The following is a 26,259-nucleotide window of genomic DNA, read 5'->3' as shown; positions in this document are numbered from 1 at the left end:
CTCACTCCCGGTCCAGCCGGACCTCCACGTGCCCGTCCGGGGATATCCGGCAGTCGAAGCGGGGCTGCGGCGCGGTCGCCGGGCCCTGGACGTTGGCTCCGTCCGAGAGGCGGAACTGACTGCCGTGCCACGGGCATTCGAGGCAGCCCTCGAGGACCTTGCCCTCGTGCAGGGGGCCGTCCATGTGGTTGCAGCGACCGGCCAGGGCGTGGAACCGCCCGTCGTACTCCCGGACCACGACCACCGACACCTCGTCTGCCATCCGCCGGACCGGTTCGCCGACCGGGAAGTCCTCCGGCACCCCGATGCGGTGCCAGCCCGGCTCCACCAGCACGGGCACCGCCTCCGCGTGGTTCATGCCCGCACCCTGCCGGTACGCGAGGTGGCCGCCGAGCACACCGCCCATCGTGGCAAGTGACATACCGCCGAAGCCCAGGGCCCGGCCGAGCACGGGGCGTCCCTTGACGCGGTACACGAGCGAGGCCGCGTAGGCGCTGACGGCGGCGATGTTGGCGGTCGCGTGGACCAGGCCCACGCGGGCCTGGCGGGGGCGTTGCTCCGCCCAGTCCACCCACCCGGCGAGGGCCGCGGGCCCGGCGGCGGCCAGGCCCACCGCTACCAGACGGCGCGCGGCGCGGCTCTCGCCGGGGAGCAGGTCGAGGATCCCGGCGCAGGTCCAGGCGCCGATCGGCACCTGCACCAGCACCGGGTGCACGGGGTGGCCGAGCCACAGGCCGCGCAACACGTCTCGCCCCCGGCCCAGGGGTACCGCTCGCACGACCTTCCGGGCACCGGCGGCGAGTCCGTCGAGCCACGCCTGCCCTTCCAGGGTGTCCATCGCAGCGGGGATGGGACCGTTGGGGGAGCTTTGCTTCGTAAGCCTTGTAAGCCTCATGTTGAGCGGCTTTCCCTCACACTCCAGGGCAAACCCGGCGCTCATCGCTCTCCGGGCCGGGGCGTCTGCGCACGCCAGTCGAGGCACATGACCGTGGCGTCGTCCTGGAGATGACCGTGGCAGGCCACGGACACGGCGGAGGTCATCACCTGGACCACTTCGCGGGGGTGCTCGGCGGCGGAGTCACGCAGCACGGCGGCCAGGTCCACGCTGCGGGCCTCGCGCTCCTGCATGCCGTCGGTGTAGAGCACCAGCCGGTCGCCGGGTCGCAGATCGACGTCCTGGACGCGGAAGGGCGGCGCGGAGGGGACGCCGAAGGGGAGGTTGATCCGCAGGTCGAGTTCCTCGACGGTGCCGTCACGCAGTCGCAGTGGCCAGGGGTGTCCGGCGTTGACCAGTCGGCAGCCGGTCCCGTCCACGGCGATGCGGAGGAGTTGCCCGGTGGCGTGGCCGTGGCTGCCGTGCTCGCGGAGCGCCGTGTGCATTTCCAGGGCCTGTTCGGCGAGGTCGTGCCCGGCGCGGCGGGCACGGCGCGAGGCGTTCACGAGGACGGTGGCCAGCAGGGCGGACTCGACGTCGTGGCCCATGGCGTCGGTGATGGACAGGTGCAGCGTGTCGCGGTCGACGGTGTAGTCGTAGGTGTCGCCGCCGACGGAGTCCGCGGGCACCAGTGCCGCGGCGACGGTGAACTCGTCCGCCTCGCATGATGCGGCGGACGGCAGCAGCCCGCGCTGGATCTCGGCGGCCAGGGTGAGCGGTGTCGTGCGCTTGCCCCAGTGGTAGAGATCGGTGAACCGGCGGTCGGTGACGACGATGTAGGCCAGCGCGTGCGCGGCGTCGGCGACCTGGGCCAGCACCTCGTCGGAGCCGTCGGGCAGGGTCAGCTCCAGCACGCCGATGGTGTCGCCCCGGTTGGTGACGGGCGCGACCACCCGCTGCCCGGCCCCGTCGAGGGGTGCCCGCATCACCCGCTGGCTGCGCAGGACGTCGTGGTAGATGCTGCCGTGCAAGGGGATCTGCTCGGCGCTGGTGCCGTCCTGTGAGGCGACATCCTCGCTCACCCGCACCATCTTCTGGCCGATGACGTCGGGGAGCAGGAACGACACCGATCCGGCTCCGAACCGCTCCCTGAGACTGCGCGCCACGACGTCCAGGGACCGCATCGGCGCGGCCGCCGCCGCCGCCGCGAGGACGTCTTCGAGTCCGAACTGGTCATGCGACACGGTGGCCTCCCTCGCTCCCTGCGCTCCTTCCCCGGAGCGCGGAGATGTCACCCGGCCGTGGACGGGAGGGAGCGAACGGTCAGTCCGCGGGGTCGGGCGTGCGCAGGGCGAGGAAGGCGACGTCGTCGTCGTTGTCCGTGGGCCGTGCCCGGTCCAGCAGCGCGTCGCTGAACGGGTCCAGGGGGCGCCGGGCGAGGGAGGCCGCGTGTTTGCGGAGCCGGTCCAGGCCGTCGTCGATGGAGTGCCGGGTGGATTCGACCAGTCCGTCGGTGTAGAGCACGAGGGTGGACCGCGGGGGAAGGGTGACGACGGCGTCCTCGCGGGGCTGGGTGGTGCCGGTGCCGAGCAGGATGCCGTGGCCACCGGTGAGGAAGCGCGTGCGTCCGTCGTGGTCCACCAGCAGCGGCGGCGGATGTCCGGCGTTGGTCCACCGCAGGCGCCACAGACCGTCGTCCCCGCTGGTGAGCCGCGCGAGGAGCACCGTTGCCATCGGCACCTCGGCGATGTGCATGACGGCCTGGTCGAGCTGGCTGACGACGTCGCTGGGCGCCTCGGGGTGCGACCAGGCGAAGGCGCGCAGCATGTTGCGGATCTGGGCCATGCCGCCGGCGGCGTCGAGGTCGTGTCCCACGACGTCGCCGATGGCGAGCGCGGTGGCCCCGTCCATGAGCGGGAAGGCGTCGTACCAGTCACCGCCGACCTGTGAGGCCTGGGGGGCGGCCACGTACCGGGCCGTCATCTGCAGCCCGGGGATCGTGGGCATCTGCGGCAGCAGGTGGCGTTGCATCGTCTCGGAGACCTTGCGCTGCCGCTGGTAGAGGCGGGCGTTGTCGAGCGCGAGGCCCGCCCGGCGGGACACGTCCTCCAGCAGCGGCAGGTCGGAGGCGGTGAAGGTGTCCGGGCGCGCGGCCCGCCCGAGTGTGAGCGCTCCGAGCACGTCCCGCAGACCGCGGATCGGGGCGATGGCCGCGGAGTGCATGCCGGTCTCCTCGAAGAGCCGGTGCTGTTCCACGGCGATGCCCGAGTCCGGTGGGCCGTGGTACGTCGACGGTGTGGCGATGTTGGAGGCCGCCCCGCGCAGCGCGCGGGACAGCGGCATCGGGGAGTCCTGCGGCAGCGGCGGCATCGGCCCCTGCAGGTCCGATCGCTCTACGAGGCGGCCGTCCGCGTACTCCACGACCAAGGCGCGCCGCACCTCGTCGTTCTCCGTGAGCAGGTCGACGACGGCCCAGTCGGCGAGCAATGGGACGGTCAGCGCAGCCAGGCGGTGCAAAGCCTCGACCACGTCCAGGGTCGAGGTGAGCTGAGTGGTCGTCTCTGCCAGCAGCGCGAGGCGGTCCAGTTCCGTCAGGTCCCTGGGAGACTCGTCCGCGTTCTCCGGGTGCTCCGTGACCTCGTGTCGCCGGTAGAGCATCACGAGGGCTCCGAGGCCTCCCGGGCCGAGGTCGTAGGGGGTCAGGAACCAGGAAAGCCCGAGCAGGCTGCCGTCGCCTCGGGTGAACCACCCCAGCTCGCTGTGCCCAGTGCGGTGTCCGAGGAGGGCGGCGCGCATCTCGCAGCGGGACCGGTCCAGAGTGCGGCCGTGGCTGTCACGGTGCAGAAGATCGTGGGCGTCGTGACCGAGGAGATCCGGACCGGACCGCCCCAGAAGGCTTTCCGCTGCGGCGTTGACCGCGATGATCAGTCCCTCGCCGTCCACCACATAGGCAGGCGCCATCACGCCCTCCACCGGGCCGCCGGGCAGGGTGACGGTCAGCGCCCGGGATCCGGCCGGGGATCCCGCTTCCGGTACGACGGCGTCCATGCTCTCCCGTCCTCAGGGGCGACCTCGGTCTCTTGGAATACCCCTGGAGCAGGATCCCATGCCGGACGGAATGCGGACCCTCGGCCACGCTCTCCGCAGGGCCCTTGTCAGCCATGGGTTGCCAGGCCGGGCCATCGGTCGGATCGGGAGAATCACGTTAGCCGGCGCATCGTGGGGTAGCAGGGCTCTATGTGGCTTTTGTGCCCGCCGGGCGTCTACCACCCCCAGGACGACACGCTTCTGCTGGAGGACGCGCTGAAGCGGGAGTCCCTCGCAGCCGATGTCGATGTCCTCGACCTGGGGACGGGCGCGGGCGCGCTGGCGCTGACGGCCGCCGAACGCGGCGCCGGCCGGGTGACGGCCGTCGACGCCTCCGTGGGAGCCGTGCTCACGACGCGCCTCAACGCCCGCCTCAACCGTCTGCGCGTCAGGGTGCTGCGCGGCGACCTCACCGCACCCGTCACGGATCGCCGCTTCGACCTGATCATGGCCAACCCGCCGTACGTGCCGTCGCCGCGGGCGCGTCCGCCCAGCCGGGGCTGTTCCGTGGCATGGGACGCGGGGCCTGACGGCCGGGTGCTGCTGGACCGGATCTGCTCCGACGCACCGCCGCTGCTCACACCGGGAGGCGTGCTGCTGCTCGTCCATTCGGGCCTCTGCGGGGCGGAACGCACGCTGGGACGACTGCGGCGCGCGGGACTGCGGGCGAGGGTCACCGATCGCCGGTACATCCCGTTCGGGCCGGTACTGCGCGGCAGGTCGGCGTGGCTGGAGGCGCGGGGGCTCATATCCCCGGGCGAGGAGAAGGAAGAGCTGGTGGTGATCCGTGCCGAACGTGGACGATGAACCGTCTCCGACGCGTGTGACGCTCACCCGTGACGGCCCGATTTTGATCGAGGGGCCCGTGGAGGTCGTCCTGGACGACGGCCGCGTGGTGCGTTCCGACCGTTTCGTCGTGGCCATCTGCGCCTGCCGGCGCAGCCGGAAGTACCCGTGGTGCGACACCAGTCATCGTCGGCGCACCCCCGCTTCCGCAACCCGCAAGGGTTAGGCGTCGTCCGCGTCGAGGCGGCTGCGCAGGCGCGCCACGAGCCTGTTGAGCAACCGCGACACGTGCAGATGGCTGACCCCGAGGGCGTCGCCTGTCTGCGACTGCGTCATCTCCTGACGCACCGCATCTGCGGCAGGCACCGGTCGCGTTGGCCGAGGCCTGCGGTGACCGGCCGGAGGGCGAGAAGGTCTCCACGCCTTCGACGGCGGGGTCGGTGGCACGAAGACGTCCCGCTAACGCCCCGTTGTCCTCGTCGTCGGGATCGAGGGCGCTGTCCAGCGACCCCGCGGTGCAACCGCTGACGGCCATACGCCCGAAGAGGCTTCGACAACTCCCGCGGCCTCCCGCGGCCCGACCTTCTTCGCCTCCTCCAGCGGGCGCAGCCCGTCCCCGGCGGGGCTCGCGAGGTCCGCCTCCGGGTGCGGTGCCCTCCGTGCCGGCCGGACGAACGGCGACATGCCCTCGCCCTTGGTGCGGCTCCGCTCGCGGACGCCTTCCGGGTACCCCGTGCGGCCCGTCCGAACCGGGCCTCAGGCGCGATGGTCGGCCACGTTTCCCGCACTCGCAGGCTTCAGTGCGAGCAGCCCGCGGGCGCACAATTCCCGCACGACGAGGGACAGCACGTCGCTCTCGTCCAGCCCCCGCCGCCACCACGCTTCCGGACCGGGTAGGGCTTGGGCTTCCACGTATGACACGTTCCGTGGTCGCGGGACACGGACTGCCTGTTCACGAGGACTCTTGGCGCACTACCGCGATATCGGCACCGGGACCGCCTCCTTGATGGGACATCCGGGTGACAGGGCCGGAGCGTTCAGTCCTCGGTGAAGCGGGACCGGGCCCACAGCGGCAACACGAACCAGCACAACAGGCACCAGGCGAGGATCACCGCCACCAGGTAGGCCACGTGCGAGTCGTGTGTGGCCACACGAAGGACGAGCAGCAGTGCGGACGTCATGGTGGCCAGCAGCAGCACAAGCCCCGCGACGGTGAGGCGTGCGGCCCAGCGGACCGTCTCCGGTTTGATGCGCCGTCCCGCGACGATCCGGTGGAAGGAGACCGGCCCGACCAAAGCACCGGTGGCGGACGCGCCCAGGACGACCGTGAGGATATAGATGATCTTGTCGGTCTCTCCGAGCTGCGGGTAGCGCGGTGTGAAGGCCACCGTCAGCAGGAAACCGAAGAGGATCTGCACGCCCGTCTGGGCGACGCGGACCTCCTGCAGGAGTTCCGCCCACTGGCGGTCGGCGCGCTCGTCCCGGGTCTCGTCACGACCTTTCTGGCGGCCGGTGCCCTCAGCAGGCATGTCGTTCTCCCGTCGTTCGATGGTCCGGTTCCCCTCCGTGGTACCCGCGAGAGCGCACCGCTTCGTCTCGTACTGCTTCCACCGCGCGCCGCGGGGAGCCGAAGCGTCGGCACCGCACACCGGCCTGTGGAGGAATACATGTTCACTGCCGTGGCGGACGTTGTGCGCGGCGCCGGGGGCGGCTCGGGCAGCTCGGTACACGGCAGGCACTGACCGGGAGAGTGAGTCCGGCGCGTACACGGGATCCCTTGTGCCGGTGGAGGTAGAGGCCGTGAGAGCCCTCGTGATCAACCGCACCCTCAAACCGTCGCCGCGGGCGTCCAACCCCTGGCGGCCACGCCCCTCGGCGCGCCGCCTGGGTGATCGCGGGCGTCACGGGACCATGAGGACCTTGATGGCGCCGTCGGCCTTCTTCTGGAACATGTCGTAGGCCTGCGGGGCCTGCTCCAGCGGGACGTGGTGCGTGGCGAAGCCGTCCACGCCGAGAGGGTCCTCGTCGGTCAGCAGCGGGAGGATCTCGTCGCTCCAGCGCCGGACGTTCGCCTGACCCATGCGCAGCTGGATCTGCTTGTCGAACAGCGTCAGCATCGGCATCGGGTCGGTCATGCCGCCGTAGACGCCGGTGACCGAGATCGTGCCGCCTCGCCGGACCAGCTCGATGGCCAGGTGCAGGGCCCCGAGGCGGTCGACTCCCGCGGTCTGCATCAGCTTGGCGGCCCAGGCACGCGGGAGCAGGCCGGCGGACTGCTGGACCAGCTTGCCGACGGTGCTGCCGTGCGCCTCGGTGCCCACGGCGTCGATGACGGCGTCCGGACCACGGCCGTCCGTGGCGTCCCGGACGGCCTTCACGAGTTCGTCCTGGTCCTTGTACTCGTCGAGGCTGAAGACCTGGGCACCGTCGCGGCGCGCCCGGGTCAGCCGCTCCGGTACGTGGTCGATGCCGATGACCGTGCCGGCGCCCAGGTGACGCGCCACGCGGCAGCACATGTCGCCGATCGGTCCCAGGCCCAGGACGGCCACGCTGCCGCCCTTCGGGACGTCGGCGTACTTCACCGCCTGCCAGGCCGTGGGCAGGACGTCGGAGAGGTAGACGAAACGGTCGTCGGCCGGGCCGTCCGGGACCTTGATCGGCCCGAACTGGGCCTGCGGGACACGCAGGTACTCGGCTTGAGCGCCGGGGACGCTGCCGTACAACTTGGTGTACCCGAACAGCTCCGCACCGCTTCCGTACTCGGTGACCTGGGTCGTCTCGCACTGCGTCGGCAGCCCCTCGCGGCACATGTAGCAGGTGCCGCAGGCGATCTGGAACGGCACCACCACCCGGTCACCGGGAGCGAGGTTGTCCACTTCGGAACCGACTTCCTCGACGATGCCCATGGGTTCGTGCCCGAGGATGTCGCCGGGCGTCATGAACGGGGCGAGGACCTCGTAGAGGTGCAGGTCAGAACCGCACAGTCCGGTGGACGTGATACGCACCAGCGCGTCAGTGGGCTCTTCGATCCGGGGGTCGGGCACGGTGTCGACCCGTACGTCGTGCTTGCCGTGCCACACGGTGGCCCGCATGGTCGATCGCTTCCTCGCTGTTTGTCTTTCGCGACAGGACCATCGGGTACCCGTGGCCACGCCGGTGAACCGCCCGTCCGCACGCTCGTCCGGTCGGTCCGTGCCCGGGGGGCGTTAGAGATCGGACGGTCCGGGAACGCGTGACTGGTGCACCCGAGCGTGTCACCGACGAGCAGAGGGCGGATGACGCAGATGGCTCGCGACGCAGACAGCACCGAGGCCCGCGGGTCCGGGGCCGATCCGGCCGGACCGGATCCGAGCGGCCCGAAGCGCGCGCTGCGCGACCGGGTGCGCCACCGGCAACGTGGAATCCGAACAGGAAGGTGAGTCCCCCGTGTCCCTCAAGGTCTCCGACTACGTTCTGCAGCGACTGCGGGAATGGGACGTCGACCATGTCTTCGCCTACCCGGGTGACGGCATCAACGGACTGCTCGCCGCCTGGGGGCGGGCGGACGACAAGCCGCGGTTCGTCCAGGCCCGCCACGAGGAGATGGCCGCCTTCCAGGCGGTGGGCTACGCCAAGTTCTCCGGCAGGGTCGGCGTCTGCGCGGCCACCTCGGGGCCCGGCGCCATCCACCTGCTCAACGGTCTGTACGACGCGAAGCTCGACCACGTACCGGTGGTGGCGATCGTGGGGCAGACCAACCGCAGCGCCATGGGCGGCTCCTACCAGCAGGAGGTTGATCTGCTGAGCCTGTTCAAGGACGTCGCCTCGGAGTACGTGGAGATGGTGACGGTTCCCGAGCAGCTGCCCAACGTCATCGACCGGGCCATGCGGGTGGCCGCCGCGAAGCGCACCGTCACAACCGTGATCATCCCGGCCGACGTCCAGGAACTCGACTACTCCCCGCCGCAGCACGCGTTCAAGATGGTGCCCTCCAGCCTGGGCATGCCCTCCTTCGCCCCGGTGCCCGGCGATGCCGATCTGGACCGGGCGGCCGAGGTGCTCAACGCGGGCGAGAAGGTGGCGGTGCTCATCGGTCAAGGGGCGCGCGGCGCACGGCCGGAGGTGGAGCAACTGGCCGACACGCTCGGCGCCGGTGTGGCCAAGGCACTGCTCGGCAAGGACGCGCTCTCCGACGAACTTCCGTACGTCACCGGGGCCATCGGCCTGCTGGGCACCCGGCCGAGCTACGAGCTGATGCGGGACTGCGACACCCTCCTGGTCATCGGTTCCAGCTTCCCGTACACGCAGTTCCTGCCGGAGTTCGGCAAGGCCCGCGCGGTGCAGATCGACATCGACCCGTTCATGGTGGGCCTGCGCTACCCGTTCGAGGTGAACCTGGTCGGCGACGCCAAGTCGACCCTGACGCGGCTGCTGCCGCGACTGGAGCGCAAGAAGCACGGCAGTTGGCGGAAGAAGATCGAGAAGGACACGGCCCGCTGGTGGGAGGTGATGGAGCGCCGCGCCGGCGTCGAGGCGGACCCGATCAACCCGGAACACGTCGTGCACGCCCTGGACGCGCTGCTGCCCGAGGACGTCATCCTGGCCGCCGACTCCGGTTCCGCCGCCAACTGGTACGCCCGGCACCTGCGGATGCGCGGCGGCATGCGCGGTTCCCTGTCCGGCACGCTCGCCACCATGGGGCCCGGTGTGCCGTATGTGATCGGCGCGAAGTTCGCCCATCCGGACCGGCCGGCGATCGCCCTGGTCGGTGACGGCGCGATGCAGATGAACGGGATGGCCGAACTCATCACCGCCGCCAAGTACTACCGGGACTGGTCCGATCCGCGGATGGTCGTCGCCGTCCTCAACAACGGCGACCTCAACCAGGTGACGTGGGAGATGCGCGCCATGTCCGGCGCCCCGCAGTTCCTGCCCTCGCAGGACCTGCCGGACGTCGCCTACGCCGACTTCGCGCGCTCCATCGGCCTGGACGGCCTGCGCGTCGAGAAGCCGGGCGAGGTCGAGGACGCCTGGCGGCGGGCGCTGGCCGCGAACCGTCCCTTCGTCCTCGACTTCCGCACCGACCCCGCCGTACCGCCGGTCCCGCCGCACGCCACACTCGACCAGATCGAGGCCGCGGCGGCGTCCGTCCTCAAGGGGGACTCCGACCGGGACGCGATGGTCCGGCAGGGCTTCAAGGCGAAGGTGCAGGAGATGCTGCCCGGTCGTGGGCGCCGGGAGCACGGCGAGCACTGAGCCCGATCGCCATGGCAGACGCCCCTGCGCACCCGACGAACCGCCGGTGTGGGTCCCGGTCCATCGAGTCGACCCCGGTGCGTGACGGCGGGGCGGGGCACCCGCGGACCGCGCCGGGGGGAGGCCGCCGTACCGTGCGGACGCCGTCCGTCCCCGCCGCGCCCGGCGCGAGGGCGGTTGCACGGCCCGGTACCCGGTTGCCGCCGGTGATCACCGCGATCGTGTGCACGCCCATGTCCAGCCCTCCGGATTCCTCGTTCCGCGGCGCGGAGCCCGGTCGGGCCCCGCACCGCTCACCACCAGGTTCGGCGTGGACGCCGCGCCGATGAAGGCATCACCGATCCAGGGAGGACGGTCCCCCTCTGGGCCCGGCCTCGGTGATCAGGCCGGGTTCCGGCGGGTCCACCACACGGACAGCGCGAGGAGCACCACACCCAGCGCCAGGCACAGCCCCGTCGCCGTCCACTGCAGCGGCCAGAGGTCCGAGGCGGGGTGGAACTCCGCCCAGCGGCCGGTGACGCCGTGGGAGGCGAGGCACTGCTTGATGTTCCCGGAGGCGTAGCAGTCCCAGGCCTCGGACACCCGGTGCCCGTCCTTGGACAGCGGGCCGTCCGCCAACTGCCAGGCGCCGTCGGGGACCGGAGGTTCATCGGTGTGCTGCGCGTACCCCGTGCGGATGGGCCACAGGTGCGGACGGACCGCCTCGAGGAGGGCGAACAGCCCGGCGCCGGCGACGAGGGTGGCGCCCATGGCCAGGACGGTGCGGCGCAGGACGAGACCCAGGGTCGCCCCCAGGAGGTAGAGCAGGACGCTCAGGCCGACGACGACGGGCCCCACCCCGTAGAACGGGTACCACTCGTGCCAGGCGAACATCGGCCCCATCACCTCGGCCACCGGATGCCACCACCAGGTCATCGCGGCCGCGATGACACCGCTGACGACGACCGTCATGGTGAGCGGCACACCCAGCTTCGCCGCGAACCAGCGCATGCGGGTCACGGACTGGGTGGCCACCGTGCGGTACGTCCCCGACTCCAGCTCCTGCGCGAGCTGCGGCCCGCCCAGGAAGAGGCCGAAGAGGAACGGGAGCAGCAGCATGGCCTGGAGCGGCCGCCGCATCGGGAACTGGTACTGCTGCCCGAACCTGTTGAGGCGGCTGAAGCAGCCTTCGGTGAGCTGGTGGCCCCGGCAGGCGCCCAGGTGCTGCGCGGTGACGGCTGCGGCCGCGTGCTGGTGCTGTACGAGGGCGTAGCCGGCGACCGCCGCCGCGACCGCCAGTCCGATCCAGAAGGCGGTGCGGTTCTGCCGCCAGATCAGCCACGTCAGTCCGCGCAGTCGCGGACCGCGGCGAACGGCGGTGCGGCCGCGGGTGGTCGCGGTGCTCATGCCGCCACCACCTCCATGCCGCCGTCGACCCGCGCGCTCGGCGTGAGGAGTGCGGGCGCCTCGGGCGCGCGCAGATAGCCGAGGACCAGTTCCTCCAGGGTGGGGACGCGGTGGCCGGCGTCGGGCGGGGACGCGTGGGAGGTGCGGACGAGCGAGCTGTGGCCGCCCTCGCCGCCGGAGCTCGCGATGACCTGGTGGCCGTCCGGGACGGGCTCCTGCCGGTCGGGCAGGGTGATGTGCCGGTGCTCGGCGAGGAGGAGGTCCACCTCGCCGGCCAGCCGGACCGTGCCGTTGTTGACGAGCACGAGGTAGTCGCAGGCGCTCTCCAGCTCGGAGACCAGGTGCGAGGACATCACCACGGTCGAGCCGTGCCGCCGGGCCTCGGCCTGGAGGATGTCGTTCATCTGGTGGCGCACCAGGGGGTCGAGGTCGGCCATCGGCTCGTCCAGGAGCATCAGTCGGGGGCGCTTGCCCAGGGCGAGGGCGAAGGCGACGCGGGTGGCCTGTCCGCCGGAGAGGGTGCCGACCCGGGCCTTCATGGGGACCTGGCCGGCGTCGATGACGGACTCGGCGGTCTCCTGGTGCCAGGTGGGGTTGAGCTCCTGGCCCATGCGCAGGATCTCGCTGACGCGGAACCGGGGGTAGAGGGCCTTCTGCTGGCTGAGGAACGCTGTGCTCTGGCGGGCCTGGACGCTGCCGGGGCGGTGCCCGGACAGCGTGATCGTGCCGGTGGTCGGGGTGATCAGGTCGGCGGCCATGGACAGCAGGGTGGTCTTGCCCGCGCCGTTGGGGCCGACGAGCGCGCAGACGCGGCCGGCGGGAAGACGGAAGGAGGTGTCGCGCAGCGCCCAGCCGCGGCGGTAGCGCCGGCCCAGCCCGACGGTCTCGATGGCGGGGGCGTTGGGGGAATCGGTCATGACGTGATGGCCCGTGTGATCTTCCTGTGCGTGTGCGTCGTTCACCGGTCCTGGGCGGCGGGAGCCGTGCCGCGCCGGAGGCGCCGGAAGAGGGTGAGCAGCGCGGCGCCCACGACGAGGAGGATCAGGTGGGGCAGTCCTGGGACGGCCTGGCCGGCGCCCCACACCGCAAGGTGGGCGAGGATGCGCTCGGTGAGCGGCACACCGCCCAGCAGGAGGAGTGCGACGCCGGCGAGGCCGGCGAGGAGCTGTGCGGGGCGCTGGACGAGCGGAACGGATTCCGTACGCGGGGTGGGGTTCATGTCACCGAAGTTATGGCGCGGGCGTGTCGCCGGTCTTCGGCGGAAAGTCTGTGTTCCGCGGGTGACGAAAGTCGCGGCGGGAGGCGCCGCCTATACCTTCGTCCATTGTTTCGCGGCGCCCACCGGCCCGCGCCGCACCGGGCCTGCGCTCCTCGGGGTGCTCCCGGGGCGGTCACCTGCCCCGGCGTGTGCCGGGCGCGCCTCGGGCGCACCCTGGAGATGCGGCCCCGCTCCGGCTTGCCGAATCCGCCCTCGGAGCGGGGCCGCTTGCCTCCTGGACGCCCGGGCCGGGCACACGGCCGGTGCCCGTACCGCGGACGGCGGACCCGGAGGGCACGGCGCACCGGCTGTGGGTACGGTCGGTCGGGCAGACGAGTCGGTCCCCGATCGCCTTCGCACTCACCTGACGACTCCGTGAGGGCACCCGGCGCCTCCCGCCGGGGCGCGATGCGGCTCGCGCACCCCGACGGGAGTCCGGGACACCAGGGGTCAGGCCTCGGCGCCGCGCAGGGTCCGGAGGTCGTCCGCGGCCTGCGCGCGCATGGCGGGCAGGAGCGGCAGCACCGGCTCGGGCAGGGCCGCGAGCATGAGCGCGACCTCCTCGGGGGTGCCCACCTCGTCGAGGAAGCCGATCATCAGGTGGCCGGCGACGGGCGGCGTGGTGGCGATCACCCGCTGGGAGAAGTCCGCCCAGTACTCGGGCGTGACGTGCTCGCGCAGGGCGGGGAAGAGGACGGGCTCTTCGTGCGCCAGGTGGCTGTGCACGGTGTCGCGTACCGCGACGGCCGCCTCGTGGAGCGCGGGCCTGCCTGCCTCGGCGTCACCGCTCAGCACCACGGCGGCGAGCGCGTCGAGGGCCTCGTCCAGTCGCTCGTGTTCCGCGCTGAGCTCCCCCAGCGCGTCGGCGGCGGCCGGCGACGTCGCGACGATCCGCGGCCACAGGTCCTCGTCCTCGGTCTCGTGGTGGTGACGCAGGTTCACCACCAGGAAGTCCCGCAGCTGGGCCAGCGTGCCCAGGGGCGCGGAGGGGCGGAGGGCCGCCTCCGCCAGCAGCGCGGTGGCCACGCGGTGGACTTCGTGGGCGAGCCGGGTCTCGACGACGGACATGGGCTCGTACGGAGAGTGGTTCATGAAACGGAACATATTCATTAGAGGGAATTACTGTCAATATAATCACTTACGGTGGAGAGGTATGCTGCGTCGGTGACGAGCCGGAAGTACCACTCCCCCCTCCGCGCCCATTCGGCGGCCGCTACGCGCGAAGCGATCCTGGGCAGCGCGCAGGCGCTCTTCCTGGCACGGGGGTACGCCGGGGTGACCATCGGGGAGATCGCGGAGGCGGGGAAGGTCGCCGTGCCCACGGTGTACAGCAGCGTGGGGAACAAGCCGAAGATCCTGGCGGCCCTGCTGGAGCCCGCTCTCACGGACCCCGCCATCGCCGAAGCGCTCGCCGCGGTCGAGCACAGCGACGACCCGCGCGCCGTGATCACGCTGACCGCCGAGGGCACCCGGCTCACACACGAACGCCACTGGGATCTGGTGTACGGGCTCTTCTACCGGAATCCGCCGGGGGAACCCGCCGTCAAAGCGGTGCTGGACAGAGGGGCGGACGACTACGTCCAGGCCCTGACCCGGGTCGCGGACCGCCTCGCTGCGCTCGGCGCGCTCCGCCCGGACGCCAGCCGCACCGAGGCCGTCGACCTGCTGTGGTTCCACCTCGGCCCGCACGCCTGGAGCACGCTCGTCGGGGAACGCGGCTGGGCCTTCGACCGTGCGCAGAGCTGGATCGCGCGTGCCGCTTGCCGCGAGCTGCTCCAGGAGTCCTGAGGCGGCCGTTCAGTCCACGGGAGTCGTGGAGAGCGACCGGTCCGCGGCCCAGGAGGCGAGGATGCGCAGCCCGTCGTGGGTGGGCGAACCGACCTCGGCGGTCCAGATCACGAGCTTCTGGTCGGGGTCGGTGGTGGCGGTCAGCGTGTCCCAGTCCAAGGACAGCTCACCGGCCACCGGATGGTCCAGGACCTTGGTCCCCACCGTGAGCGCGGCGACGTGGTGGCCGGCCCACCACGAACAGAAGTCGTGGTCCTGCGCGGACAGTTCCCCGACGAGCGCGGTCAGCCCGGGATCGCTCGGATACTTGGCCGCCTCCATGCGCAACTGGGCCACGCAGGAGCGGGCGATGGTCCCCCAGTCGGTGTACAGCGTCCGCATGGCGGGGTCCGTGAACAGGATCCGGGGGTAGTTCCGGTGCTTCTCCGGAATCCTCCCGAAGTCGGTGATGAGCGCCGCCGCGAGCACGTTCCAGGCGATGACGTCCATGCGCCGCCCGAGCACCATGGCGGGGGTGGCCGTGAGGTCGTCCAGGAGGCGCCGCAACTGCGGCTGGACCTTCTGGCGGGTCCGGCGGCGGGGCCGCGCGGTCTCCTTCCCCGCGAGGCCGAAGAGGTAGTCGCGCTGGTCCTCGTCGAGGTGGAGGGCCTCGGAGAGCGCGTCCAGGACCGGGGCGGACGCATGCATCCGGCCCTGCTCCAGGCGCGTGTAGTAGTCGGTGGAGATCGCCGCCAGCCGGGCGACCTCCTCCCTGCGCAGTCCGCTCACCCGGCGGTTCCCGGCGCCGTCGGGCAGGCCGACCGTCCGGGGGCTGAGCTCGGCGCGGCGTGCCTTGAGGAACGCACCCAACTCTTCGAGCTGCGCGTCGGGGGCCATGCGTCCAGTGTGGCACCGCCGCCGCCACCGCTCAGGGGGCCGGTTCCCTCCCAGGGGGTGTCGCACATGCGGTGCGACGTCGTCCAGGCGGGGCCGGCCCGGCACCGGCACGCCGTCGGCCGGCCGGGTCGCCGTCGAGCCGCCGCCACGCGTCCTGCGGCAGGTCCGGGCAGCTTGACGACAAGGCCTGGCGACGCGGCAACGGCTTTCCGTCGGCCGGCGCGGCGAGGACGGCCTGCGCCAGCCGCAGGATCCCGCGCACGAAGTTCACCGGCGGGGAGGACGTCGTGGACGAGCCCGGCCGACTGCCTACGCAGGGCGCGCGGGACGCCAGATTTCCCGGCCGGGAGTAGGGCGGGAGGACACGGTCGCCGTTGAGCGCCTTGACGGCGTCCACCGCGTCCGCGCCGACGATCCGCTGCTTCCAGTCCTGGGAGACGTTCATCTCGGTGGACGCGAGGAACCGCGGGCCCGACGACACGCCCTGGGCGCCCAGGGCGAACGCCGCCGCGACGCCGCGCCCGTCGGCGATACCGCCCGCGGCGACGGGCGCGGCGTCGGCCCCGCTACGGGTGGATGCGCCGGGCGTCCTCCCCGGCGGTGGGCGCGTTCCAGCTGGCGAGGATGCGCAGCTTCTCCTCCGACGGGGAGCCGCGGTCCGCCCTGAAGACGATGACGCTCTGGCCCTTGCCGCCGGGCAGGGCCATCGTCTCGTAGTGCAGGGTCATCTCGCCGACCGTCTCGTTGAAGAACCGCTTCACCCCGTACGAGTGCTCGTAGAGCCGGTACTCCGCCCAGTACCGCGCGAAGTCCGGCGACGCCACCGCGATCTCCCCCACGAGCTGCTCCAGCGCGGGGTCCGCCGCGCGGTCCGCGGCGACCTGCCGCAGTGCCGCCGCCACCTGGGGCGCGATCTTGTCCCACTCGGGGTAGACGATCCTGGCCCGGGGGTCGAGGAACGTCCAGCGGGCGAGGTTGCGCTCCTTGACGGGCTTGGCGTCGAAGTCGTCGACGAGCAGCCTCGCGGTGTGATTGACCGCCAGCACCTCCAGGCGTGGCCCGTGGACCAGCGCGGGCAGGTCGAGTGCGTGCACCATGGCGACGACGCCCGGCCTGGCCTTCACGGGAGGCGGCGCCGAGGGGGTGGGCCGGCTTCCCGCGTTCCGTACCAGCGTCCTGAGGTGCGCGCACTCCAGCTGGTCGAGCTGGAGTGCCCTCTCCACCGCGCCGAGGACCTCCTCGGAGATGCGGCCGATCCTCCCCTGCTCCAGCTTCGTGTAGTAGGCCACGCTCACACCGGCGAGGGCCGCGACCTCCTCCCGCCTGAGTCCCGGCACCCGTCGGCTGCCATGGCCGACGGGCAGTCCCGTCCGCCCGGGGTCGATCGCCGCCCGCCGGGAGACGAGGAAGTCCCGCAGCGCCCGCTCAGCGTCCATACCCCAGGTATAGCCGAGCCGCACGCCCGTGGGGCACCGAAGGTGGCTCCGCGAGTAGCACCCTCGGCACGGTCACGCTTCCCCTTCGCGGGCGGCGCCGCACCTGGTGCAGTCGAAGAGGGAAGTCCTCCCCGTCCCGCCTCGCGCCACCAGGAGACACGCATGCCCTTCACCGTTGCCGCCCTCGCCGCCCCCGGTCCCGGCGCGCCGCTGGAACTCACCACCGTCGAGCGCCGTGAGCCGGGACCCCATGACGTCGTCATCGACATCGCCCACACCGGCATCTGCCACACCGACATCGCCCTCCTGCGCAACCACTGGATGGAGGGCCTGTTCCCCATGGTCCCGGGCCACGAGATCACCGGGACTGTCGTCTCGGCCGGCCCCGGCGTGACCCGGCACGCGGTCGGTGACCGGGTGGGCGTCGGCTGCTACGTCGACTCCTGCCGCGCGTGCGAGAACTGCCTCGCCGGCCAGGAACAGCACTGCCTGAAGGGCGAGGTCCTCACCTTCGGCGCGCTGGACTACGACAAGCGGCCCACCTTCGGCGGCTACAGCCGCAGGATCGTCGTGGACGAGAACTACGTGCTCCGCATCCCGGACGGCCTCGGCCTGGACGTCGCCGCCCCGCTGCTCTGCGCCGGGGTGACGATGTACGCGCCCCTGCGCCGCTGGGGCGCGGGGCCCGGCAGGAAGGTCGCCGTCGTCGGCATGGGCGGCCTCGGACACATCGGCGTGAAGATGGCGCACGCGATGGGCGCCGAGGTCACCGTCCTCGGGCGGAGCGTCTCCAAGCGCGAGGACGGACTGCGGTTCGGCGCCGGCGCCTACGTGTCCACCGATGACGCTTCCTGGTTCCGGGACCACGGGCGGAGCTTCGACCTGATCGTCAACACCGTGTCGGGCAGCATCGACACCAACGCCTGTCTCGGCCTCCTGCGTCTCGACGGCGTGCTGGTCAACGCCGGTGTCACCGCCGAGGCCGCCACGTTCCAGGGCATGCTGCTCGGCGACCCGCGCCGGATCATCACCTCGACGAAGAACGGCGGAATCCGCGAGACCCAGGAGATGCTGGAGTTCTGCGCGCGGCACGGCATCGTCGCGGACATCGAGTCCGTGCCGGCGGACCGGGTCGACACCGCCCTCGACCGCCTGGAGCGCGGCGACGTGCGCTACCGCTTCGTGATCGACGTCTCCACCCTCGGTCAGGCCGCCCGGTGAGCGCAGTCGCGGCGGACAGCACGACCGGGGCGGCGGCCACGGCGAAGCACATTGCCAGGGGTACACGCCCCACCAGCAGTCCGGCCGCGGCCGTCCCTCCCGTCGAACCGGCGTTGAAGGCGGTGTTGACCCACGCACCTGCTGTGGTGCGGGCACCCGGGGCGGCGCACTCGTCGGCGATCAGATACGCCGTCGTGATGGCCGGGGCCACGAACACTCCGCCCAGTGCCATCCAGGCGATGAGCACGTAGGGATGAGGTGAGAGGCCGGTCACCGACAGAACGAGCCCGAGGGCGAGGGCCAGTGACGACAGCCGGCACCGGCTTGAGGCGCGCCACCGGACGGTGCCGTGGACGAGGCCGCCTACGGCGCTGCCCGCGGACAGCGCGGCCAGGACCCAGGGCACCACGTTGGAAGCGTGACGTTCGTCGGCGAGGGCGATCACGAGGAGATCCAGGGCCCCGAGGCTCGTACCGAGCGCGGCAGTCACGGCGATCGCCTGCCCCAGCCCGGGTGCGACCCCCTGCCGGCCGGGGGTCGCACCCTGAGGAACGTCCCCGGCCGGTGCCGCCGCCGGGGCGGCCTCGCCCCGGTACGCCGGACCGCCGGCCGCCGGGGACGCGGCCAGCATGAGTGACCCGGCCCATACGAGGGCGGCGCTCACGGCGAGACCCGCCCACGGAGCGGCGAGTCCCACCAGCACGCCCACCAGCAGCGGGCCCGTCACGAACAGAAGCTCCTCGGCCACTCCGTCCAGGCTGTAGGCGCGTTGCAGCATTTCCCGGTCGGAGACGAGGGCGCTCCACAACCTCCTCATCACCGGACCGAGCGGTGGCGCACTGGCACCGGCGGCTCCGGCAAGGGCGCCCAGGAGGACTGGCGACGTGCCCGACCATGCGGTCGCGAGGGCCAGCCCGGACAGCAGCACCGCGTAGGCGGCGGCCATGGGCGGCAGTACCCGGCGCGGCCCGTGCCGGTCGACCAGGCCGGCGCGGGCAGGGGCGAGAAGGACACTGGTGAGCCCAAACACGGCCATGACACCGCCCGCCACGGCGTAGGAGGCAGTGGCCCCCTCGACCGCCAGAATCAGGGACAGCGAGACCGTTCCGTAGGAGAGCCGGCCCAGGAGCGCGGCACCGAACGTGCGGCAGGCATGGGGGATGCGAAGCACCGCCGCATACGACGGGGCGGCGACAGACGAAGACATGATGGTGTTCCTCGGAGAAGACAGCGCCGGCCGGCGGCGCTCGCGCGTACACGGGCAGCGGGGACCGCGCCCTGCGGGACGCGGCGGCACTGACTCCTACGCACGGGAGAGGAACATGCGGGCGAACATAGCAGTGCGGCGGCCGACCGGGGTGCCGGCCGGCGAAAGTGGCGGGAAGCGGCCGGTCCGCCGAAGGCCGGTGAACGGCCGGGCGCCGGTACGCCCGGAGCCGGTACGCGGGACGCCCGCGGGTCCGCCCGCGGTGCGTCCTCGCCGCTGACTGGGCAGGCTGGGAGCATGCGCACCGAGGGGCCGCCGGTGGTCGTGGAACCCCCGGTCGACGGCCGAAGGGTCGTGATCCGGGGCGACTACTTCGGCACCGCGCACTCCCTGGCGGATTTGCTGCGGTTCCTGTGGCTCGCCGGGTACGACGCCGGCACGGTCAGCCTGACCGACCCCGGGCAGGTGGAGTGGCGCGGGGGCGGGCCGGAGGCGTGGTGAACGCGACGGGACGGGCGCACCGGGCTCAGCGGGGCGAGACGTAGCGGGAGCCGGGGCGCAGGCGCACGGCCCTGACGCGTTCCGGGGCGGTGATCCGGTCGATCCGGTCGATCCGGTCGTCCTGGCAGTCGGGGCAGAGCTCGTGCCGGCCCTCGTCGGTCACGACCGTCCCCCAGCCGAGGCACGGTCGGCATTCGCGGGCCAGCTCGACGTCCGCGCGGGGAGTGGGGCTGGTGATCCCCTCGGCTCCTCGGATCATATGGCACCCCTCTGTGCTACCTCCGGAGATTTTGCATGGTTATTACCCATTCGATAGGAGATACACCCATTCCGGGGTATTTTTATCCGACGCGGCGCAGGCGGCGCGCGCTCCACTGCGCCAGTGGCCGCAGGGCCGCGATGAGCGCCTGGCCGTCGGGGGCAAGCTCGTAGCGGACCTGTACGGGGGTGCTGGGGATGACCGACCGCGCGATGAGCCCCTCGGCCTCCAGCTCCTTCAGGCGCTGAGTGAGCAGCCGGTCGGAGATGCCGGCGATGACGGCACGGTACTCGCCGAAGCGGCGCGCGCCGCGCGCAGGATCGCCCCCGTCCAGCGGCGTCCGACGAGTTCGACCGCGCCCTGGAAACTCGGGCACGCCTCGTCGTGGACCGAGCCGTGCTCCAGGCGCAGTGCCGGCGGCCGGGGGGTGGTCGTCTCGTGGGGTCCCGTGGTCATGCCTCGGAGCGTAGCCACGGGCGGTCGCGGGAGCGGGTGTCGTGCCTGGCCCCGTCGGTACCAGGACGGGTTTCCCCTGGCAGCCGGGGACGGGAGGGCGGCCGCCGCGGGCGTGTGGCGCGAAGGGCGCCGCCCGGGGACCGGGAGATCGGTCGCGTTTCGCCGTGTCGGCCGCGGCCTGGTTGTCACACGCGCGAGCATGTGGGTGTCGGTCGTCGTCGGCAGGGTGCCTCGGTACGGGCCCGCGCTGTGCGGCGAACAGGGGCGCGATCTTGGAGGGCGCGGTGTCGGACGATGCCGACGGGGGCCGGCGGTGGGCGGCCCAGCCGGGTTTCTGGCGGCAGGTCGTCGAGCAGTTGGGAGCGTCGCTGGTCGTGGTCGGTCCTTCCGGGCGCGTCGTCGCGGCCAATCCCGCCGCCGAACGGCTGCTGAGCCGCGCCGCAGGCGCGATGGTCGGTGAGGACTTCCACGACCTCGTGCACCGGCACGCGGACCGCGAACGTCCCGGGAACCGGTGCAGGTTGCTCGAAGCGCTGACCCGCGGGAGTGAGGGCCGCGCGGACGGCGACAGATTTCTGTGCGGCGACGGCAAGCTGGTCGAGGTGTCCTGGTCCGCCGCCCCGGTGACGGACGGTGCCTCGTTCGAGGGCACCGCGATGCTCTTCGGCCGCCTCTCCGGCGACCGGGGTGAACGTGCGGAGCACATGCACGCGTTGGAGGACCTGACCGGTCGCCTGACGCTGGTCGCGCAGATCACCGCGGTGCTCGGCCAGACTCTTGAGACGGACGAGGCGCTCACGCGCCTCGGGCGCCTCCTGGTCCCCGGCCTCGCCGACTGGGTGGCGGTCGACCTGCTCGTCGGCGACGACGAGACGCACCGGGTGGCGGTCACCGGGCCCGACGGCCGCGACCGTGGGCAGGAGGGCTGGCGCGCCCGCCTTCCCTTCGCGGGCGAGTCCCGTTCCCCACTGGTCCAGGCCGTGCGCGGGGCGGTGCCCGTCCTGCAGGAGCAAGCGGGTACGGCCGCACGGCCGGACTCGCCGCTGGCCGCCCTGCACAACGGCTTCCTGCAGTCGGTGGGTGCGGCATCGGCGCTCACCGTGCCTCTGGGCTCGGGAAGGCGTTCCACCGGAGCACTGACCCTGGTCCGCACCGACCCCGCCTTCCCCTTCGGCAACGACGACCTGCAGGTCGTCGTTGACATCGGCCGCCGGGTCGGCCAAGTCCTGGACAATACCCGCCGGTTCGGCCGTCAGCGGGACGTCGCCGAGGCCATGCAGCGGAACCTGCTCACGCCCCTGCCCGAGTCAGGACGGCTGCTCATGGCCGCCCGCTACCAGCCCGCACCCGCCGCGTCCCAGGTCGGTGGCGACTGGTACGACGCGTTCCGGCTCAAGGACGGCGTGACCGCGCTGGTCATCGGCGACGTCGTGGGCCACGACCTGACGGCCGCGGCGGGCATGGCCCAACTCCGGGGGATACTGCGGTCCCTGGCCTGGGATCGCACCGAACCCCCCAGTGCGGTCGTCGACCGCCTCGACGACGCCATGCCCGTGATCACCACCGTCCCCATGGCCACCCTCGTCCTGGCCCGCGTCGAGGGCCCCCGCGACGGCCCCTGGACCCTGCGCTGGACCAACGCCGGACACCCTCCGCCGCTGCTGCTCACCCCGGACGGCTACGGGCGGTACCTCGACGACGCACGAGGTCCACTGCTGGGCGCCCGTATGGGCACCGGCGACCGCCGGCCCGACGCCACCACACCCCTGCCTGCGGGGTCCACGCTCCTGCTCTACACCGACGGCCTCATCGAACTGCCCGGCTCCGACCTCGACACCGGCCTCAGCCGACTCCGTCGCAACGCCCTGGCACTCGCCGAGGAGCCGCTGGACGAATTCTGCGACCAGATCCTGACCCGCATGCCCCCCGGCAACGTCGACGACATCGCCCTCCTCGCCCTGCGTGTGCCTCCGGCATGAGAGCCGGCCTGCCCGTGCCGGGCGCCCGGCATCACCCCTTCGGCTACCCGGCGTGCACAAACAGGCACCAAAAGTGATCCTTGCTGTGGGTTCGACGTCCCTCGTGACGGTCCCCGCCGCGTACTGCGGGGTGGGCGGCACGGGCCGCCCGCAGAGAATCCATACCTGGAGGTGACGTGTTGTACCGAATAACCAGGTCCGTGTCATCGGCACAGCGACGCTACGGCCGAGTCCGCGTGATGACGATCGCCGCGAGCGCCGCACTCGCGTCCTGCTTCGTGACGGGCACGGCGTTCTCCGCGCCCGCGGACGGCGGCACCACGGCGGCGGCCGAGAGCGCGCAGGACGTCCAGCAGCGGTCCGTGCACCCGTGCTACCAGTACCCGACGTACCCCAACTACCCCAACTACTGCCTTAACCGTCCGGGCATCCCCGGCCCTCCCGGACCACAGGGACCGGCCGGTCCCGCGGGTCCCCCCGGCCAGACCGGGCCCGCCGGGCCCCAGGGCCCCGCCGGCCCTCCGGGTACCGGTGGCGGGCTCTCCGGGGCCCACACCCTGGTCGCCACTTTCACGGCGGACGGCGCCGACCACACGCTGTCCTGCCCCGCGGGCGAGTTGGCCGTCGGCGGCGGATTCCAGGTCACCAGGGCCACGATCGTGACCAGTGTCCCGTTCGCGAACCCCTCCACCGGGTGGACGGTGAACGCGGTGCCCGCCGGATTGGCGCCCAACACCGTGACCGCGGTCGTCGCTTGCGCGCTCGCGACGCCCTGACCTGAGCCGACCGAGCCCGGCGCACCGTGCGGTGCGCCGGGCTCGTCGCGACGCCGAGACGGCGCCCGGACACGGGGCGAGAGGTCTCGCCGGGCGGGTGCGATGTGCCCCGCTACGTCCTGGGCAGGCCCCCCGCCGAGTCCGGCGAACCCCGACGCTTGCGCAGGGCGCTGTCCGGACGGAGCGACGCCGTCGCGAGCGCCAGAATCAGTCCGATCACGCCGACAATGACGTTGTTGGTGATGGTGCGGGTGGTACTGACGTTGCCCGTGACACACCAAGGCGAGATGATCACCCACAGGGCGATGATCGCTGCCACCCAGGCCCTGGAGTGGGTCCGCTCGAAGCCGCGCCCCACGCCTCCCATGAGCAGGGCATACGCGATACCGGCGACGAGGTTGCTGACGGCTATCGTCGACAGCGCGTTGAAGCCGAACAGTGCATTGAAACCCACGATCCATGGTGACGCAGCCAGGTATATGCCTGTGAGCAGGCCCATCGCCTCTATGGCCTGGCCGCGATTGGTCGCCGTCGCACGCTCGTAATCCGCGCGAAGTTCGAGCAGGTCGGGGTGCTGTTCAATGCCGGGTTGCGTCCGGGACATACGGACCATCTCCGTTCATTTCGAACATTCTCCCTATCCCCATACCCGGACGCGCCCATCCGAGTCCGGTCCTTTCACCCGGTACGGCGGCCGTCCCCCGCCGTCCACGAGGCAAGGGCGCAGGAGCCTCGAAGCGAGGGCACAGGTGCTCTGCGCGACCCCAGGCCCTGCACAGGCGGACCGCCGTCGGCTTCCCGCGCATGCTGCAAGCATGGCTGGCGCGGGGCGTCAAAGGCATCGAGGCGAAGCCGGAGGGCCCCGGTCCGCCGGTCCAGCGCCCGCCGCCTGCAGCCGGGCTTCACCGGCGCCCACGGCCTCCACGCGCCTGGCTGGAGGAGCGATCAGGCGCTCGGCCTTCGTCCTCCCCCTCTTCGTCCTCCCCCTCTTCGTCCTCGGGGTACTCTTCGTCCTCCCCCTCTTCGTCCTCCCCCTCTTCGTCCTCGGGGTACTCTTCGTCCTCTTCCTCTTCGTCCTCCCCCTCTTCGTCCTCGGGGTACTCTTCGTCCTCTTCCTCTTCGTCCTCTTCGTCTTCCTCGGGGTACTCCTCTTCCCCCTCCTCCGAGTACTCCTCCCCTTCTTCTTCGTCCTCCGGATACTCGTCCTCCGCGTCCTCGTCAGGCTCCTCCGAGCCATCCTCGTCGGCAGCCTGCTCTTCCTCCTCGATGGCTTCCTCGTGCGTGCGGACCACTTCGCCGTCGCGAATCTCGCCACGCCAGCCGTCAGCTTCCTCGTCGGTAAGGGTCACGTAGCGCAGGAAGTGCTTGAAATCCAGGCGTAGACGACGCCCCTGGGCGCGCCAGATGTTTCCGGTCTTCTCGAAGAAGCCAGAGGGGTAGTACTCGACCACGAGCACGATACGGGTGAGGCTGGGCGCCAGTTCGTGGAAGCTCACGCAACCGCGTGTCGTGCCCTTGGCTCCCTCCGAGGTCCACACGATGCGTTCGTCCGGCACCTGCTCCTGCGTCGTGGCCTTCCACCCTCGTGTCGACGGGCCTACTTTGACCTTCCAGTCGCTGTCGGCGTCCTTGCCGCGTGACGCACTGCGGACGCCCTTGGTGAAGCTGCTGAACTTCTCGTACTGGGTCCAGTGGTCGTAGGCGAAACGCAGCGGCACACCCACGTCCTGCGCCTCGATGATGTTCATGACCTTGGACGTGCCGGACTTCCGGCCCTTGCCGCCTCCGCCACCGAAGGCCTCCTTGACCTTGCCGACGACGCTGTCCTTGATGCTTTTCGCCTTCTCGCCGATCAACGCCTTGACCGGTGAATCACCTTGGAGCATCCGCAGACCCGCCTTGGGGAGCACGCCGCCCCCGTCCGCCACACCTTGGAGCCCGCTGGTGACGTCGCCGAGCTTGTCGCTGGCCTTGTCCGCCAGATTCTGCACCTGCGCTCCCAGGAAATTCGTGAACGCGCCGCGCAACTGGTCAAGCCCCGAACCCTGTTCGCCTCCGCCTGTCGTGCCGGCCATGGGCCTACCTCCGCCGTGTGGATGCCTTCTTCGCCGCCGTCTTCTTCGCCGCCGTCTTCTTGGCAGCTGTCTTCTTGGCCGCCGTCTTCTTGGCAGCTGTCTTCTTGGCAGCTGTCTTCTTGGCAGCTGTCTTCTTGGCAGGCGCGGAGGACTTCTTCGCCGCTACTGTCCTCTTCGCAGGCGTCGTCTTCTTCGCGGGCGCCGCCTTCTTCCCCGTTGCCCCCTTGGCCGGTGCCTGGCGGCGGGGAGCCGCCTTGACGGGGCGGCGAGTTCCCCCACGGCTGCGCGCACCCTCATCCCGGCCCTCGTCCGTCTTGCGGCCTGTCCGGCGACGCCTGGGCTCAGGCTTCTCCGGCTCCTCCTCTTCCATCTCCGCCTCTTGGGAGGCTTCCTCCTCGGGCTCCTCTTCCTCTTCCTCCTCCTCTTCCTCTTCTTCCTCGTCTTCGGGCTCCCCTTCGTCCTCGTATTCGCCTTCCTCTTCTTCCTCGTCTTCCGGCTCCTCTTCCTCCTCGTATTCCTCCTCCGATTCTTCCTCGTCTTCCGGCTCCTCCTCCTTGCGCTTTCCTATGCGCTCAGTGCGCGCTTGCAGGGAGTCGGCCAACTCGGAGAGCTTGCGGTCGGCAACTGCACCCATCGCCTGACGGCCGGCTTTCAAAGCCTCGCCGCGTAGCTGCTCGCTGAGTTCTTCGATTTGAGGAAGTTCGCGCAGCCTCTTGACCCCTTCCGTCAGCAACTGTTGGGGTTCGAGGCCGACTCGGCGTCCGGCCAGGTAGGTCGCGATGCCGAAGGCCAGCCGCCCCTTCTTGGTCCGGCCGAGGACGTAGCCTCCGGCGACCGCGACAGCAAGAGCGACTTTTGGTACGTCATTCATCAAGTGTCCCTTCGAGAGGGTGACCGAGCTGGTGTTCCGGCCCGGCGCCCGACGGCGTCGGGTACGCGGGCTCGCTCCGTCAGGGCGAAGCGTCTGAAGGGGGTAGCGGGCAGTCGCCGCGCTGCTCGCTCCGCTATCTCCAGTCTGGGTTGTCACGCCAGCAAGCGCATGCGGAGAGCGGATCCCTA

The 26,259-nt window shown here is 71.6% G+C and carries 25 protein-coding genes and 1 pseudogene; 8 read left to right on the top strand and 18 right to left on the bottom strand.

Going from position 1 to position 26,259, the window contains the following annotated elements:
• Position 1: 1 nt before the first annotated feature.
• From B085_RS0129740 to B085_RS0129730, 3 genes are all read right to left on the bottom strand, one after another.
• Positions 2-838 (bottom strand): Rieske (2Fe-2S) protein, encoded by an 837-nt coding sequence (locus tag B085_RS0129740; protein WP_018562253.1) that lies wholly within the window; start codon positions 836-838, stop codon positions 2-4.
• A 98-nt stretch (positions 839-936) separates the two neighbouring features.
• Positions 937-2,118, bottom strand: a complete 1,182-nt coding sequence (locus tag B085_RS0129735) for a PP2C family protein-serine/threonine phosphatase (RefSeq protein ID WP_018562252.1) — start codon at positions 2,116-2,118, stop codon at positions 937-939.
• A gap of 79 nt (positions 2,119-2,197) precedes the next feature.
• A complete protein-coding gene (locus B085_RS0129730; protein WP_018562251.1) occupies positions 2,198-3,922 on the bottom strand; it encodes a SpoIIE family protein phosphatase in 1,725 nt (574 codons plus the stop codon).
• Between the two features lie 189 nt (positions 3,923-4,111).
• Here B085_RS0129730 and B085_RS0129725 point away from each other — a divergent pair, with 189 nt between their 5' ends.
• Both B085_RS0129725 and B085_RS47545 read left to right on the top strand, forming a co-directional pair.
• Positions 4,112-4,768, top strand: coding sequence for a HemK2/MTQ2 family protein methyltransferase (locus B085_RS0129725; RefSeq protein ID WP_018562250.1), 657 nt, complete (start codon positions 4,112-4,114; stop codon positions 4,766-4,768).
• On the top strand, positions 4,749-4,973 hold the full coding sequence (locus B085_RS47545; protein ID WP_078620136.1) for a CDGSH iron-sulfur domain-containing protein: 225 nt from the start codon (positions 4,749-4,751) through the stop codon (positions 4,971-4,973). Before B085_RS0129725 ends, B085_RS47545 begins: the two co-directional genes overlap by 20 nt.
• A gap of 811 nt (positions 4,974-5,784) precedes the next feature.
• Here the strand turns inward: B085_RS47545 and B085_RS0129715 are convergent.
• On the bottom strand, positions 5,785-6,276 hold the full coding sequence (locus B085_RS0129715; protein WP_018562248.1) for a DUF6328 family protein: 492 nt from the start codon (positions 6,274-6,276) through the stop codon (positions 5,785-5,787).
• Positions 6,277-6,648: 372 nt separating this feature from the next.
• The gene (locus tag B085_RS0129710; RefSeq protein WP_018562247.1) at positions 6,649-7,839 is read right to left on the bottom strand and encodes a zinc-dependent alcohol dehydrogenase; all 1,191 of its coding nucleotides are present in this window, start codon (positions 7,837-7,839) and stop codon (positions 6,649-6,651) included.
• Positions 7,840-8,173: 334 nt separating this feature from the next.
• Between B085_RS0129710 and B085_RS0129705 the strand changes: the two genes are divergently transcribed.
• Positions 8,174-9,982: a thiamine pyrophosphate-requiring protein gene (locus tag B085_RS0129705; protein ID WP_018562246.1), complete on the top strand. Its 1,809-nt coding sequence runs from the start codon at positions 8,174-8,176 to the stop codon at positions 9,980-9,982.
• Positions 9,983-10,363: 381 nt separating this feature from the next.
• Here the strand turns inward: B085_RS0129705 and B085_RS0129700 are convergent, their stop codons facing one another.
• The 4 genes from B085_RS0129700 to B085_RS0129685 form a co-directional block, all read right to left on the bottom strand.
• Positions 10,364-11,368, bottom strand: a complete 1,005-nt coding sequence (locus B085_RS0129700) for an ABC transporter permease (protein ID WP_018562245.1) — start codon at positions 11,366-11,368, stop codon at positions 10,364-10,366.
• Positions 11,365-12,285, bottom strand: a complete 921-nt coding sequence (locus B085_RS0129695; RefSeq protein WP_018562244.1) for an ABC transporter ATP-binding protein — start codon at positions 12,283-12,285, stop codon at positions 11,365-11,367. Before B085_RS0129695 ends, B085_RS0129700 begins: the two co-directional genes overlap by 4 nt.
• A gap of 41 nt (positions 12,286-12,326) precedes the next feature.
• Positions 12,327-12,587, bottom strand: coding sequence for a hypothetical protein (locus B085_RS0129690; protein ID WP_018562243.1), 261 nt, complete (start codon positions 12,585-12,587; stop codon positions 12,327-12,329).
• A gap of 489 nt (positions 12,588-13,076) precedes the next feature.
• Positions 13,077-13,718, bottom strand: coding sequence for a hemerythrin domain-containing protein (locus tag B085_RS0129685; protein ID WP_234018688.1), 642 nt, complete (start codon positions 13,716-13,718; stop codon positions 13,077-13,079).
• Positions 13,719-13,790: 72 nt separating this feature from the next.
• Between B085_RS0129685 and B085_RS0129680 the strand changes: the two genes are divergently transcribed.
• The gene (locus B085_RS0129680) at positions 13,791-14,414 is read left to right on the top strand and encodes a TetR/AcrR family transcriptional regulator (protein ID WP_018562241.1); all 624 of its coding nucleotides are present in this window, start codon (positions 13,791-13,793) and stop codon (positions 14,412-14,414) included.
• A gap of 9 nt (positions 14,415-14,423) precedes the next feature.
• On the opposite strand, the gene B085_RS0129675 is transcribed toward B085_RS0129680, so the two are convergent.
• The 3 genes from B085_RS0129675 to B085_RS0129670 all read right to left on the bottom strand — a co-directional run bounded on the left by B085_RS0129675 (position 14,424) and on the right by B085_RS0129670 (position 16,726).
• The gene (locus B085_RS0129675) at positions 14,424-15,290 is read right to left on the bottom strand and encodes a helix-turn-helix domain-containing protein (protein WP_018562240.1); all 867 of its coding nucleotides are present in this window, start codon (positions 15,288-15,290) and stop codon (positions 14,424-14,426) included.
• A 31-nt stretch (positions 15,291-15,321) separates the two neighbouring features.
• Complete coding sequence (locus B085_RS47530; RefSeq protein WP_234018692.1) at positions 15,322-15,786, bottom strand: hypothetical protein; 465 nt, start codon at positions 15,784-15,786, stop codon at positions 15,322-15,324.
• Positions 15,787-15,856: 70 nt separating this feature from the next.
• A complete protein-coding gene (locus tag B085_RS0129670; protein ID WP_018562239.1) occupies positions 15,857-16,726 on the bottom strand; it encodes a helix-turn-helix transcriptional regulator in 870 nt (289 codons plus the stop codon).
• Between the two features lie 162 nt (positions 16,727-16,888).
• Between B085_RS0129670 and B085_RS0129665 the strand changes: the two genes are divergently transcribed.
• Positions 16,889-17,947 carry an NAD(P)-dependent alcohol dehydrogenase gene (locus B085_RS0129665; protein WP_018562238.1) on the top strand — a complete coding sequence of 353 codons (1,059 nt, stop codon included), beginning with the start codon at positions 16,889-16,891 and terminating at the stop codon, positions 17,945-17,947.
• Here the strand turns inward: B085_RS0129665 and B085_RS51105 are convergent.
• Positions 17,928-19,118: pseudogene (locus B085_RS51105) on the bottom strand (MFS transporter); the annotation flags it as partial. The gene B085_RS0129665 and the pseudogene B085_RS51105 sit on opposite strands and share 20 nt — an antisense overlap.
• A gap of 333 nt (positions 19,119-19,451) precedes the next feature.
• On the opposite strand from B085_RS51105, the gene B085_RS0129655 reads away from it, so the two are divergent.
• Positions 19,452-19,655, top strand: a complete 204-nt coding sequence (locus tag B085_RS0129655; protein WP_018562236.1) for a hypothetical protein — start codon at positions 19,452-19,454, stop codon at positions 19,653-19,655.
• A gap of 25 nt (positions 19,656-19,680) precedes the next feature.
• Here B085_RS0129655 and B085_RS44215 read toward each other — a convergent pair whose 3' ends face one another.
• Positions 19,681-19,914: a hypothetical protein gene (locus B085_RS44215; protein ID WP_018562235.1), complete on the bottom strand. Its 234-nt coding sequence runs from the start codon at positions 19,912-19,914 to the stop codon at positions 19,681-19,683.
• Between the two features lie 82 nt (positions 19,915-19,996).
• Complete coding sequence (locus B085_RS44210; protein ID WP_199789248.1) at positions 19,997-20,290, bottom strand: winged helix-turn-helix transcriptional regulator; 294 nt, start codon at positions 20,288-20,290, stop codon at positions 19,997-19,999.
• A gap of 364 nt (positions 20,291-20,654) precedes the next feature.
• On the opposite strand from B085_RS44210, the gene B085_RS0129640 reads away from it, so the two are divergent.
• Entirely contained in the window at positions 20,655-22,349 is a 1,695-nt protein-coding gene (locus tag B085_RS0129640; protein WP_018562234.1) for a SpoIIE family protein phosphatase, read from the top strand.
• A gap of 239 nt (positions 22,350-22,588) precedes the next feature.
• On the top strand, positions 22,589-23,125 hold the full coding sequence (locus B085_RS45960) for a hypothetical protein (RefSeq protein WP_018562233.1): 537 nt from the start codon (positions 22,589-22,591) through the stop codon (positions 23,123-23,125).
• A 112-nt stretch (positions 23,126-23,237) separates the two neighbouring features.
• Here the strand turns inward: B085_RS45960 and B085_RS0129630 are convergent, their stop codons facing one another.
• The 3 genes from B085_RS0129630 to B085_RS47520 form a co-directional block, all read right to left on the bottom strand.
• Entirely contained in the window at positions 23,238-23,738 is a 501-nt protein-coding gene (locus B085_RS0129630) for an SPW repeat domain-containing protein (protein WP_018562232.1), read from the bottom strand.
• Positions 23,739-24,027: 289 nt separating this feature from the next.
• On the bottom strand, positions 24,028-25,200 hold the full coding sequence (locus B085_RS0129625; protein WP_018562231.1) for an SRPBCC family protein: 1,173 nt from the start codon (positions 25,198-25,200) through the stop codon (positions 24,028-24,030).
• A gap of 4 nt (positions 25,201-25,204) precedes the next feature.
• Entirely contained in the window at positions 25,205-26,071 is an 867-nt protein-coding gene (locus B085_RS47520) for a hypothetical protein (protein ID WP_018562230.1), read from the bottom strand.
• Positions 26,072-26,259 lie beyond the last annotated feature (188 nt).

Source organism: Streptomyces sp. BoleA5 (assembly GCF_000373665.1).
GTDB lineage: Bacteria > Actinomycetota > Actinomycetes > Streptomycetales > Streptomycetaceae > Actinacidiphila.
This window is presented reverse-complemented; position numbering and strand designations above follow the sequence as displayed.